Genomic DNA, 13,348 nt, shown 5'->3' on the forward strand with positions numbered 1-13,348 from the left:
TGTTACATTGAATGTCAGCAAATAAGACGTCTATATTCCCTTCTTCCAAGTTTCTCAGGAAATCATTTGCAGCGAATTTAATGCCTAATCACGTGGCAAGTGAGAATTCGACTAATCGATGTAAGTAGCGACTAGCCGAGTGTAGACTCTTAATATTTCTGGCTGTTCGATGGCGTTATTTTATTTCGCACCGAAGGCTGTAATTAGTGGAGTGAGCTGCGCCTCAAAATTTTTCCATTGTTCTCTAGCACTCGAGTTTATCGGCTGGCGGACCTGCTCAGAGCTTGGGGTTTTAATGGTACGTTTAGTTTTGTGAAAATCTAAACATGATGCTTCAAAGGGCAATTGGCAAAAGTCTAATAGACGTCTGACTTGGCCTTCTAAATAATCAATCACGTCTTCGTGCTGCACTTTTAATACGTAGCCCGGTAACACGCTGTTCCAATGATCCATTAATGACAAATAGGATTGGTAGTAGTGGATCAGATTGTCTAAGTCATAAGAAAATTCTTGCCCTTCTGCAAACAACTGTTTGTATCCACTGAAGCAACAGGCTATGGGATCTCGTCTAGCGTCAATTATCTTGGCATTGGGTAAAATCGATTTTATCAGACCAATATGCATAAAGTTATTGGGCATTTTATCGATAAAAAATGCTGCTCCTTGACGATAACACCGCGTATCAGCGATAAATTTATTACCAAAACGGGTGAAATATTCATTGTCTAATTCGGTCACTATTTTGGGATAACCGCTTTTACTACTTCTTAATCTAGCTGCGAGCCCTAATACATTGTGCAACTCCATAGTGCCATCTACTTGAGAGTGTGAGGCTAATATTTGCTCTAGCAAAGTTGAGCCGGCTCTAGGAAGTCCAACAATAAAAATAGGATCAGGGCTCGGGTCGCCCAAATTTTGATGAGCGTTAAAAAAGTCTGTGGTGAAAACGGATTTTTGCGCCTCAACTTGTTCAGTCACCTTAGCCTGTGAATAATGATTACGCTGATTTTTTGAAGCATTACCGTTTTGGTAATAGTTAAAAGCCGTATCGAATTGTTTGCGATCTTCATAGGCTTTGGCCAAGGCGAACTCAAGATGCGCCTTGTCGTCTTGTTCAAGATCCGCTTTTTCCAGTTGAGTCTGCATCAAGGCTAATTCTTCGTCGGTAAAGCGGTAGGTTTTAGTGTTGGCCAAACTCCAGTATGCATCACCGAAGTCAGGGCGAATTTTGTAAGCTTGTTGATAAGCCGCTATCGCCTGTTCAATGTTGCCGTTTGCTTTGTAAGCATGTCCAAGAAGCAGCTGAATGCCTGGTAGATCGTTGCGATCACCAATAATTTGTTGATAAAGCTTGATGGCCGGTTCAACTTCTCCTATTCCCACCATAGCGCCGGCTTTTGCTGCAAGATACTGGTGATTGCTAGGATGTTCGTTTAGTAACCATTCGGCCTGTTGTTTGGCCTGCTCAAATTTACCTAATTTAGATAATAATTGTACGTACTCAGCTCTGGCTGCTTCATGGGTTGAGTGGATCTCAACGCAGCTTTCTAACAGGAACTCGGCTTCATGATAGATTTTTAACTTGATGCCAATCTCAGCTAGTAGCAGCATGGCTTCAGCATGGTGTTTGTGATTTTGCAAAAAACGTCGACATACGCTGTCGGCTAGACCTAACTTTCCTTCATACATAAGATCTCGAGCGCCACGTATTTCAACTGGTAGTTGCGATAGGTAGGTGATCCGTTGTGTTGCAATATTTTTTCCTACGCTATGATTCAACTCAGCATATAAAGGGGCTAGTTTCTGCCAACTTGATAATAATGCCGGATTAAGCCTAGTGGCTCTGGCGAAAGCTGTTGCTGCGCTGGGCTTATTACCTGAACTAAGGAATAGATAACCATTTTCTTGGTGAGCGCGAGCGTGGTTGGGATCTATCGCGATGAGTGTTTTGAGCGTTTCGGTCGCCTCGACTATGAGTCCTTTGGTGCGCTGGGCAACGGCTAGCATATAGTAGGCTTCGATTTTTTCTTGAGTCTCTTTTGGGTTTTCTAATACGCGCTGGCAAAGTGATATGGCGTTGTCACTATCGCCTGCTTGTAGCGCTCGTTTAATATCGTCAATCTTGATGCGATTTTTGCTGTTGTCTTCGCCAACGTTTGTTACCACGCGTTTCCTCCAGAGGATTAAATTTATTGTGCTACTGAGACGAGAGTTGTTTGTGGGATTTTTCACTACATAAAAAATAAAGGCAAGCTAAACGCTTGCCTTTATTAGTTGGGAAATTCACCCTATAACACTATCTCTAATAGAAATCGTAAGATAGTCTTAGCCCTAATGTACGAGGACGATTTGTGACAACTTTTGGCGTAAATTGTTGTGTATCTATATAAAGCACTGCACTTTCGTCTGTGAGGTTATCGATATACAACTCAGCTTTCCAGTCGTCTTTAGTGATACCTACAGATACGTTAGCAATAGCGTAGCTCTCTTGAATGTAACGTCCGCCTTGGAAAACATCACCATTCGAATCTGTAAATGAGGTGCCATCGTAAGTGGCGGCTTCATTTTGAATCGGTAAACCGGAACCTGTTCCGTAGATCAATCGTGTAGCATCTTCAGTTACATAGGCATCCATCGACATTCCAGCTAAACGGTCGCCCGTGTAGCTTACTGAAGCATTGAAATAACCATTGTAACCATCATCAAGCTCGAAATAATAACGTGCACGAATATTACCCGAAAATTCGGCTGAATAGGGCAGTTGTGCGCCTACTCCCGGTGCGATACCTGCTAGCTCAGCGTTAACTCGAGTTAATTCTGTATCGAGCACACTAAAAGCCGCATTGATTACTAAGTTGTCTGTTGCCAGCCAAGTGATATCCGCATCTATGCCTTTTATCTCTGCATCACCTACATTATCGGTAAATACTAAAAAGCTGATGTTGGTAGGGTCATAACGTGATGTTTGTAAGTCAGTAATCTCAGAATAAAAAGCAGTGGCATTGACTCGTAAAATACCGTCTAAAAAGTCACCTTTCATGCCTATTTCGAAGTTATCTAGGCTATCGGTAGTGGAATAAACCGGTATTCTGAATCCTTCAAACGCACCACTTTGATTGCTCGCAAGATCACCACCTTGGCGGTTGGTAACAGGCGGTCTAAATCCTTCTGAATAAGTCGTAAATAACAGTAGGTCGTCATTTACTTTGTAATCTAATGAGGCTTTGAAGATGGTGTCGTCAACAGTTAATGTGCCACTATCGTCTAGTAAACTTACATCTAGTTGACCGCTTGCAATGGCCGCTTGGAGCACTCCTGGGCCATCACCACCTGTTGCTAAATCTAACTCAGCAGGATCTTGGCTTCCAAAAGCGCGAATTCTGCGGGTAACATCTGTGCTGGTTGTTGAGCCTTTGAAAATATCATCAATTTGGTACCAACGAGCGCCGAAAGAAGCAGTCAGTTTATCGGTAAGATCGTATTCAATTTGACCAAACACTGCGACTTGTTCAATGGTGTGGGTCACATCATTAACAAAACTAATGCCTGACTCGAACGGTCCGCCGTCAGAATTAATTCCTTCACTACCTGGAAGTGTTCTAGCTAGATCAGGGAATTTTTCTGTACTGGCAATTTTGAATTGACCAACGGTTGCAACTTCTTGATCATCATAGAAAATACCGGCGGTAACACGCCAAGCGTTATCTACATCTGTATTGAAACGCAACTCGTGAGTTGTACGCGATGTATCTGTTTGTTCTTTGTAGTACTTAGTGGGGTCTAAGCAAAGCTCATCTTCTACTGCAACCGAACCACCGTATTGGCAAACATAATATGCTGAGAACAAGCCACCGTTGGTATAACCGGTGTAATCGATAGTAGAGCTAATTTCACGATCTAGATAACCACCAGTGTAAACTATATCAAGCTTGTCTAAACGACCTTTCAACGTCCAAGTGGTGAGTCCAAATTCATCATCATTGTCTTCAGGTGTAAAACGGTTGACCGAACTTTCACCTTCAAGGTTAGGATCGTAAGAAAACACACCTTCGGTCTCAAGAGACTGAGCGGTGTGCTGCACCAACAATGACCAATCGTTATTGATCAAATAAGACATACCAAATCGAACACCCGTATAAACTGCATCATTAGTATCATCTTCTACTAAGGAGCCATTTTCAGGCGAAATGATAGGGGTGTTTTCAGGGTCGTTAAGCACGCCACCTGATATTCTGTCAATTACAACAGCACTGCCAGTATAACCACCTTCACCGGGCTTATTGAGGATATTGTCAATCCATCCACCTTGTTTATCATTGTAAGCTACAACGCGTAGGGCTAATTCATCAGTAGGCGTAAAGTTCATAAAGGCTTCGACGGAATTGCTCATTTCGCCGCCTTTAGTGCTGCCAATATTGACATCCATACCTGCAGCAAAACCCGTGTGATCCGGTTTTTTACTGATCATGCGCACTGTGCCTGATTGCGAACTTGCGCCAAACAGGGTGCCTTGTGGACCTGGCAATACCTCGATTCGTTCCACATCAGCTGCATACACATCTAGGTTTCGCCCTTGCATGGAGACAGGCTGTTCATCTAGATAAAATGCGACAGAGGGCTGTAATGCCTGGACTGAAGATACCGAAATATTGGTTTGTGTGGTGGCCGCACCGCGAATATATATTTCATTTTGACCAGGACCTGTGCCCTGGAAAACAACGTTTGGAAGAAATTCTACGTAGTCGTTAAAGCTTTCTACGCCTAAATTTTCCAACGCTTCGCCGTTCAAAGCTGAAACTGATACGGGAACATCTTGTATCGATTCAGTTCTTTTTGTTGCGGTAACTTGAATGGTTTCTATTTGTGCTTTTGACGTTTTCTCTTGTGCTATCGCTGGATTAATAGCGAGAGCTGTGACTATTGCACAGCTTATTTTTGTTCTGTTCATGTGGTAAGAACCTTTTTTGGGTTTGCATACACTGCCCAGGGGTAAGATTTATTCTTAGCCCAATGTGTACAATATTTAGTTTTAATACAAATTTTAATTGACGTGGCGTAAAACACTATACCAGATTTTTGGGCCATTTTCTAAGGTGATTCCCTACTTTGGCAAAAAGTAGACAGAAATAAATGCATAGTATTCTAATTATCAGCTTGGTTTAAAATAAACCTAAAATAGAGTATATTGGCGAGATAATAATTAGATTTACAGGCTTAGCTACGTGGTCCTTACTCGAATAGATCAATACCTCAATCGCCCCGTTTTTTATCTTTCTTCACTTTCAATTCTAGTTTTAGTTTTATTTGCGTTAATTGCCCCCCAAGCGGCGGACGTATTTTTTACTGATTTACAAAGCGCCATTATCGAAAACGGTAGTTGGTTTTACGTAGTATCGGTAGCTATCATTCTGCTGACTGTGTTGTATGTTGGTTTCTCTAGCTTTGGCGAAATACGTCTAGGTCCAGATCACTGTAAGCCTGATTTTACGCTGCCTACTTGGCTCTCCATGTTGTTTGCTGCAGGTATGGGAATTGGACTAATGTTTTTTGGCGTAGCCGAGCCAGTTATGCACTTTTTGTCTCCGCCTACTGCCCCTGAAGGGACCACCGAAGCGGTACGAGAAGCGATGAAAATGACCTTTTTTCATTGGGGATTACACGCTTGGTCAATCTACGCAGTAGTAGGTCTAATTTTGGCTTATTTTAGTTTCAGACTAAATTTGCCCCTCACTTTACGCTCTGCTTTGTACCCAATGATTGGCGACCGGATTTACGGATGGGCTGGTCATACAGTCGATATTCTCGCTGTGGTAAGTACTGTTTTTGGTATTGCCACTTCGCTGGGATTAGGTGCTGCGCAGATCAACTCAGGGTTAAGCTATCTGTTTGGACTTGAAGAATCAGTTCCTGTGCAGATTTACTTGATGATAGGCATTATTGCGGTGGCAATTGTCTCGGTGGCTACTGGGCTAGATAAGGGCATTCGACGCTTATCAGAATTGAATATGATTTTGGCAATCGCATTATTGTTATTTATTTTGATTTTGGGTCCGACAGTGTTTTTACTGGCCGCATATGTGCAAAACACCGGCGCGTATTTGTCAGATATTGTGCGCAACACCTTTAACTTATTTGCCTATGATAAAACGGACTGGATTGGTGGATGGACCATTTTTTATTGGGGCTGGTGGTTAGCATGGGCTCCATTCGTGGGGTTGTTTATTGCGCGTATTTCCCGCGGACGAACTATTCGCGAGTTTGTGATTGGGGTGTTAGTTATTCCTACCGCTTTTACTCTATTTTGGATGACTGTGTTTGGTAATTCGGCCATTGATCTAATTTATACCCAAGGGGTAGACAAGTTAGGCGAGATGGTGAGCACTAATGCGCCAGTGGCGTTGTTTGTATTTTTGGAAAACTTTCCGTTTCAGCAATTGTTAAGTTTTATCGCAACCTTGATGGTTGTGGTATTTTTTGTCACATCATGCGACTCAGGAGCAATGGTAGTGGATATGCTTTGTTCCCATGGAAAAAACGATACGCCCGTTTGGCAACGTATTTATTGGGCTGTTGGAGTAGGCTTGGTCGCTGCAATATTGCTCACTGCAGGTGGTTTAAATGCACTGCAAACTATGACCATTGCTACGGCTTTGCCCTTCGCCATTATCTTATTGGTATCTTTGGTGGGTTTGATAAAAGCGTTACGTATAGAAACCCACAAAAAGGCTAGTTTGTCCATGAACTTGCACCCACATCCAACTACCACCGACAGTGGATGGGAACAACGTTTGTCCGCTATCATAGAATTCCCTAATAAAAGTGCGGTTACCCAATTTATAGAGGGCACAGTGCGCGCTGCACTGGAGAGCGTCAGTAAAGAATTGGCTAACAATCAAGTAGAATCAGAGATTTCCAGTTCAACTAATATGCTGAGATTGAGCGTACAACATGGCAATGAGTATTCATTTACCTACGGAGTGAAGTGCGAAAAATACCTACAACCTAGCTTTTCACCAGATAATGAAGAGTCACAAGAAACAGACGACGATTGTACTTATTATCGCGCCGAGGTGCACTTAGTTGAGGGCGGCCAAGACTACGATATTATGGGCTGGTCTAAACAAGCGGTTATTAACGATGTGATTGATCAATACCATAAACATTTACACTTTTTGCATCTATTACGTTGATATGCAGTTTGGCTATTTGTTAGCAGATAATGGCAGGCAATGAACCATAAAAAGCATCGGATCCTCGATGCTTTTCAGTATACTCGGGGCATAGAGTTAACCCTTTGAAACTAAGGAATAAACGTGCGTATTAAGTCGCCCCAAGGTATTTTGTCTTTAGACAGTATTCTACCCGAAGAACCATTATTGATGATGGGGGCGGGGCCAGTTCCTATTCCGGCCAGAGTGGCAGCGGCGAATGGTATCGTAATCAATCATTTGGGCGATACCATGGCGCAGATTATTGAACAAGTTAAGTTGATGTCGCGGTATGTGTTTCAGACAGAAACTGGGCATATTTTAGGTGTGGCAGGTCCAGGCTCAGCTGCGATGGAAATGGCCGTGGCTAATTTAGTGTTACCTGGTAGTAAAGTATTGAGTGTTTGTAATGGCTTTTTCAGCAACCGTTTAGCGGAAATGGCAGAACGAGTAGAAGCCAAGGTGACTCGTTTGCATGTAGAAGAAGGTCAAAGTGCCGACCCTGCAATTGTCGCTGAATATATTGAACAACATCAACCCCAAGTTCTGACTATAGTCCAAGGTGAAACCTCTAGTACCGTTTGTAATGCCGATTTAGCTGCAATCGCAGCCGCTGCAAAAGCGCACAATTGTTTAGTGATTGTTGATGCGGTTTGCACCTTAAGCACCATGAAGTTTGATATGGATGAATGGGGTATAGATGCAGTGATTACCGGTGGTCAAAAAGGATTATCTTGTATTCCCGGGGTGTCTCTTATTGGTTTTTCTAGTCGAGCTTGGGAACACATTCAGTCTCGTACAGATCAATTGCGGCATTGGTGTTTAGACGCTAAGTTAGCCGACCAATTTTGGTATAAAAAATCCTATCATTACACCGCGCCAGTTTCTGGAATATTAGCGATACATGAAGCGTTAAGATTGGTGTGCACAGAAACCTTGAGCGCTAGGTTTGACCGACATCTAAGAAGCTCATTAGCATTGCAAGCTGGTATTGAAGCAATGGGGTTATCCCTATACGTCAAACCAGATGCACGACTCAATTCTGTTGTAGGTATTACCGTGCCCAATGGAGTGAACACTAAACAATTACTCAGCACTATGTCTAGTCGTTATAAAGTAGAAATTTCTGGCTCCTTTGGGGCAAACATTGTGCGTATTGGGCAAATGGGTGAACAATGCCGTGCCCATAACTTATTCCGTACTTTGCATGCCTTTGGTGCGAGCTTTAATCTTTTGGGTCAAAAACTAGACTTGCCAGCAGGTATGGCTGCACTTGAAGGTGCGTTAGATCAACAAGGCTTTGTGGATCAGGTTTAACCGTCAAAAATGCATATTTTTATGTAAGTATTCGACTAATATTTCGCCTGCTTCAGAAATATGTTGTTTTAAGATATTTTTAGCTTTGCCTAGTTGTTTCGCTTTTATTGCATTTAATAGTTGATAATGTTCATGTTGGCTGGTTTTTTCATAATGTAGTTCAACCGAATGAAAACCAATATATCTTGAGCATAGTTGGTGTAGGTGGTAGATATTGTTGAACAAAGTAGGCCGATTGGCGGCTTGATAGAGGCACGCGTGGAACTGCCAATTGAGATCGCCATGTCTGCTAATGCTTAACTTTGGTTGGTCGAGTTGTTCTAGGATATCTGTGGCTTGGCCCAAAATTTGGTGATTGAATTTTGGCATCGCGTGACTAAGAATGAGCGGCTCTAAGTACATACGCATCATGTATAAATCTTCTGCTTCGGTGGCGCTTAGCGGATGCACCATCACCCCACGCTTGCCACTTTGTGTTAGCCATCCTTCATTTTTTAAACGCCCTAACACATCCCTAATCGGAATACGGCTCACCCCATAATCTGACGCTAATTGCTCTTGTTTTAAGGGGGTGGCGATTGGTAATTTGTTATCACGAATGTCTTGTTTTAATTGCTGATAGAGAGTTTCAGCTGGTTGCCGTTCAGTCATTAGTTAGGTTCTCGTTACTCGGCTTATGGCAAGTGTGACAAGCCCAAATGTAATACCCCAAAATGCTGATGCAATATCAAAAAAAGATACCCCAGAAGCCGTAACCAAAAATGTAATTAAGGCAGCATCGCGGTAATTGGTTTGTTCAAAAGACGATTGCAAACTTGCGCCTATGATACCCAATAACGCGAGCCCCGCTAACGCGGAAATCATCGCTGCTGGAAAAGCCGCAAATAAACTGACGACTGCTGCGCCACAAATACCTGCCAATATATTAAATATGCCAGCGAATACACCGGCAACATAACGTTTATCTGAATCAGGATGCGCTTCTTCGCTGGCACAAATCGCCGCTGTGATAGCTGCTAAGTTTAATGTAAACGCTCCAAAAGGCGCAAACACTACGTTTAACCCTCCTGTCCAGCTGAGTATGGGTGACACCGGTGCTTGATTGTAACCTGTGGCACGTAGAATAGCGATACCAGGCACATTTTGTGATGTCATGGTCACCACAAATAGGGGCAAACCAACACCTATTAATAGACTTAAATTAAACTCAGGCATTGTCCAAACAGGCATTGAGAGCTCCCATCTGACTTGTTGTAAACCGATTTTCTCAAATGTGAAGGCATATATAAATCCGGCTAGTAGCACTATCATAATTGTGTATCGCGGTAACCATTTTTTGGCGAGTAAAAAAGTCACCAACATGATCCCTACCATTACTGGCTCACTTTGTAACGAGGTAAAAATATTTAAACCAAACTGCACTAATATGCCTGCCAACATCGCAGAAGCGAGTGGTAGAGGGATACGTTTGGTAAGCGCGTCGAACCAACCTGATAAACCTGTCAATAACGTTAACACGCCCACAAATACGAAAATACCTATAGCTTGAGCAATGCTGCTACCACTAAGAGTTGTTGCTAACAAAGCAGCGCCCGGAGTAGACCAAGCAATGATGATTGGACGTTTGTAATATAACGATAAACCTAAACAGCCCAACCCCATACTCAGACCTAGGGCCCATATCCAAGAGTCAATCATTTCTTGACTAGCCCCAGCAGCGATTGCGGCTTGATAAACTATTACCCAAGCGCTGGCATAGCCAACTAAGACTGCAATAAAACCAGCGCTGATAGCTGAAAAGCTAATGTCAGAAAAACACTTCTTGAAGTTCATTTTTGTATTCAATTTTAAAAATGTATACAAAAAATAACATGGTTGTGAAAGTTTTCAAAGTGTATCAATGCATTACTCACTTTTTTCTCTGGGATTTAACAAAGAATTATAAGAGCAATTAATGTTCGGGAAGGTTGAGTATCACGCTGTCTTCGTGTTTTGGTTGAATGCGCAATTAGACAAGAACTTTGCCTAATTGCTTACCCGGGTCATATCGCAGATTTGAGCCATTTAATAAAGTCGTGAGTAATGTCGTCTCTGTTGATTTCATTAAACAACTCGTGCCGCGCGTCAGGATAAAACTGCTGGGTTACGTTTCTGAGACCGTTTTTTTCATAGGCTTTAAGTAGACGTTTGACACCTTTGCCATTTTCGCCAACGGGATCCTTAGTACCACTAATGACATAAATGGGTTTAGTTTTATCCCATTTTTTCAGAGTCTGATCTGTGGCTAATGTAGTCAACGCATCTAACATGCCTTGCCAACTTGCTACAGAGCATTCAAATCCACATAGAGGGTCGGCTACATATTGGTCGACTTCGTCTTTATCTCGACTCAACCAGTCAAACTCGGTACGGTTAGGTTTAAACGCCTTATTGAATGTTTTAAAGGTCATGGCTGACATAAGGGCACTGTGACCGTTTTTTCCGAGTCTTAATTTTTCAATACGTATAAGCAATTGCGCAACTCTTCCAAGCAATCCTGGTGGACCGTTGCTGGCTGATAGGGCTGCGGCAGCGATATTATCGCCGTATTGACTAAGATAAGACTGGGTCAAAAAGGACCCCATAGAATGCCCTAGCAGAATAATAGGTAAACCTTGATGACGGCGGCGAATCTCGCCGTTAAGCATATTGAGGTCGTCTACGGCTTTGTTCCAACAGTTTTCATCAGCCATGTGTCCAAGGGGCAGCCTTTCTGATATGGATTGTCCATGACCACGGTGGTCATTGGCGTAAACAGCAAACCCCTCGCCGTTTAAACTAGCGGCCAAGCGCTCGTATCGCGCGCCATGTTCTGCCATACCATGTGCAATCTGTACCACGGCTTTAATGTCTGCTTTCGGTAACCATTGGTAGCAGTGAAGCTGTAAATTATCTGCGCTGATCAGTTTAAAACTTGTGATATTGTTTTCTCCCTAACTGGATACGTTTTATACATGGATTGATTTAGGGTCACGTTGTGTATTAGTTTCATTCCTTTTTAGTGCCGCGTACACCGTTGTTGAGACTAAGATCTGTGATTGCGCCACTTTTGTCCCTTTCAAAGGTCACAGTACTGCCATCTATCGCAAAAAACGTGTCTTCACCTTGGTGCCAGTGTTTTTCATTTTCTACATAAGGAGAGGCGGTAAGTAGAAACCCATTTTCAGAGACTTCTATAACAATATCCACTACAACAGGCTGTGTAACTGCGTAGGTTCCAAGATATTCAGACAGTTCATTTGTGCTCAGAGCCACTATGGTTTTAGTTTCGGGCTCGGAATAACCTACGTCAAATGCTTCTTTTATTCTTATCTCAAGCTCACTAATTAATTGATTGCCGTTGTTACCATTGGTCATAATGGCGTAGCCGTTGCCTGAGTTTAATTCGAGATACAATTGCGACATAAAACCTTCGTCTGCACCGCCATGGCCAAATCCAAGAATTTCACCCTCATCTGACATATTAATAAAAAAGCCTATACCCACATTGGGACTTTCAGTTGTAGGGGCATTGGAGGTGAGTATTTCGACGGCGGTGGCCTGTGAAATCCAGTGTGTATCAGATCCTAAATAGGCACTACGTACAGCACGTGCCATGATTAACATATCTGTTGGTGTGCTCCACATTCCCGCTGCTGCAAGCGTGGCATAGGTGTGTGCTCCACCTAGCACTGCTGTGCCATCACTCTTGTAAGGTGTTGCCATATTATCTCTTAACTTCGAGGATATGGGTTGCTCGAAGCTAGAACGTTTCATGCCTAAAGGAGCGAACAATAAGCGCTCAGCCATTGTGGGTAAAACTTCGCCAGTCACGTCTTGCAAAGCTAGCTGTGCCAGGGTTGTGCCGCCACCCGAATACCGCATTCTAGAGCCTGGTTGGATATCGACCAGCACAGGTCCAGTGTTGGCAGGTTTAGTGCCATTTAAGACTTGTACCAAAGTAGGTACGGCTTCATTAGCTGCATACCCTGGAAAGCCATGCACTGTGGTACCTGCGGTATGACTTAATAACCTACGAAGAGAAACCACTTCTTGGGTATGCCATTCATGCTGTGGCAATTGCCAACTAGTGAGTAATTTGTTGACGTCAGTATCCAGATCTAAGCCATTTTCTTGACGATACTTCATCAATACTGCGCCAAATGCGGGCTTGGAAATACTGCCAGCTTGAAACATAGTGTTTTCATCTAGAGGGTGATGAGTGGTGAGATCTTTAACACCGCTTTGTAACGTCCAATTTAGTTGGCCGTTGCGCATAAAAGCCACTGATACGCCCGGAACATTATGGTGTTTTTGTCGCTGTTCTAAGGTTTGCAACGAAAGCGCTTGATCCTTAATACGAATTCGCTCAGTCAGGCCCGTTTTCAAAAGTTGTGATTCGCGTTGTGGCTTTGTTTGATTCGATTTTGTCTGTTGTGGTACTGACTTATCACAGCCAAGCACCGCTAGCATACAAATACTAATAGCGAGGGTCTTAATATTGGCGTTTATTTTCATCTGAATATTCCGTTACTTAGCACGATATCAGAATACGTTTATAGCATAACCTCGTCAATCAACCGCTACCTTTAACCAGTTGAGCTTTTTGTTTATGCAAAAAGGTCGTCAATTACTTGGGACAAAATTGATAGTCGCGAGATATTTGGTTGCGATACGTCACGGTGCTATTTACTGCTTTCAATTTTATTGGATGGTTGGCAGTGGTGTTGTTTAGTCTTCAGCAAAAACAGTATTGGGTACTTGCTTTAGCGATAGTTTTAGCGTCTGGCCTATGCTTTACCAGA

General features: G+C 42.9%; 8 protein-coding genes. 2 read left to right on the top strand and 6 right to left on the bottom strand.

Annotated features, from left to right (window positions below):
- Window positions 1-180 precede the first annotated feature (180 nt).
- Together KO534_RS23715 and KO534_RS11550 are read right to left on the bottom strand one after the other, a co-directional pair.
- On the bottom strand, window positions 181-2,166 hold the full coding sequence (locus KO534_RS23715; RefSeq protein ID WP_215929810.1) for a sulfotransferase: 1,986 nt from the start codon (window positions 2,164-2,166) through the stop codon (window positions 181-183).
- Between the two features lie 136 nt (window positions 2,167-2,302).
- Window positions 2,303-4,948: a TonB-dependent receptor gene (locus KO534_RS11550; RefSeq protein ID WP_215929811.1), complete on the bottom strand. Its 2,646-nt coding sequence runs from the start codon at window positions 4,946-4,948 to the stop codon at window positions 2,303-2,305.
- A 274-nt stretch (window positions 4,949-5,222) separates the two neighbouring features.
- Here KO534_RS11550 and KO534_RS11555 point away from each other — a divergent pair, with 274 nt between their 5' ends.
- Together KO534_RS11555 and KO534_RS11560 are read left to right on the top strand one after the other, a co-directional pair.
- Window positions 5,223-7,190 carry a BCCT family transporter gene (locus KO534_RS11555; protein ID WP_215929812.1) on the top strand — a complete coding sequence of 656 codons (1,968 nt, stop codon included), beginning with the start codon at window positions 5,223-5,225 and terminating at the stop codon, window positions 7,188-7,190.
- A gap of 123 nt (window positions 7,191-7,313) precedes the next feature.
- On the top strand, window positions 7,314-8,525 hold the full coding sequence (locus tag KO534_RS11560; RefSeq protein WP_215929813.1) for a pyridoxal-phosphate-dependent aminotransferase family protein: 1,212 nt from the start codon (window positions 7,314-7,316) through the stop codon (window positions 8,523-8,525).
- Between the two features lie 3 nt (window positions 8,526-8,528).
- Here KO534_RS11560 and KO534_RS11565 read toward each other — a convergent pair whose 3' ends face one another.
- The 4 genes from KO534_RS11565 to KO534_RS11580 all read right to left on the bottom strand — a co-directional run bounded on the left by KO534_RS11565 (window position 8,529) and on the right by KO534_RS11580 (window position 13,061).
- Complete coding sequence (locus tag KO534_RS11565; RefSeq protein ID WP_215929814.1) at window positions 8,529-9,176, bottom strand: GntR family transcriptional regulator; 648 nt, start codon at window positions 9,174-9,176, stop codon at window positions 8,529-8,531.
- A 3-nt stretch (window positions 9,177-9,179) separates the two neighbouring features.
- The gene (locus tag KO534_RS11570; protein ID WP_215929815.1) at window positions 9,180-10,358 is read right to left on the bottom strand and encodes a benzoate/H(+) symporter BenE family transporter; all 1,179 of its coding nucleotides are present in this window, start codon (window positions 10,356-10,358) and stop codon (window positions 9,180-9,182) included.
- 209 nt (window positions 10,359-10,567) lie between these two features.
- On the bottom strand, window positions 10,568-11,404 hold the full coding sequence (locus KO534_RS11575; RefSeq protein WP_354667928.1) for an alpha/beta hydrolase: 837 nt from the start codon (window positions 11,402-11,404) through the stop codon (window positions 10,568-10,570).
- 148 nt (window positions 11,405-11,552) lie between these two features.
- Window positions 11,553-13,061 carry a serine hydrolase domain-containing protein gene (locus KO534_RS11580; protein ID WP_215929816.1) on the bottom strand — a complete coding sequence of 503 codons (1,509 nt, stop codon included), beginning with the start codon at window positions 13,059-13,061 and terminating at the stop codon, window positions 11,553-11,555.
- Window positions 13,062-13,348 lie beyond the last annotated feature (287 nt).

Origin of the sequence: Paraglaciecola arctica (genome assembly GCF_018861065.1) — a bacterium.
In the GTDB taxonomy this organism is placed as follows: Bacteria; Pseudomonadota; Gammaproteobacteria; order Enterobacterales; family Alteromonadaceae; genus Paraglaciecola; species Paraglaciecola arctica_B.

Excerpts from the sequence above, each read along its gene's own strand:
- KO534_RS11550 (WP_215929811.1), bottom strand. The coding sequence starts at position 4,948 with ATGAACAGAACAAAAATAAGCTGTGCAATAGTCACAGCTCTCGCTATT.
- KO534_RS11565 (WP_215929814.1), bottom strand. The coding sequence starts at position 9,176 with ATGACTGAACGGCAACCAGCTGAAACTCTCTATCAGCAATTAAAACAA.
- KO534_RS11570 (WP_215929815.1), bottom strand. The coding sequence starts at position 10,358 with ATGAACTTCAAGAAGTGTTTTTCTGACATTAGCTTTTCAGCTATCAGC.
- KO534_RS11580 (WP_215929816.1), bottom strand. The coding sequence starts at position 13,061 with ATGAAAATAAACGCCAATATTAAGACCCTCGCTATTAGTATTTGTATG.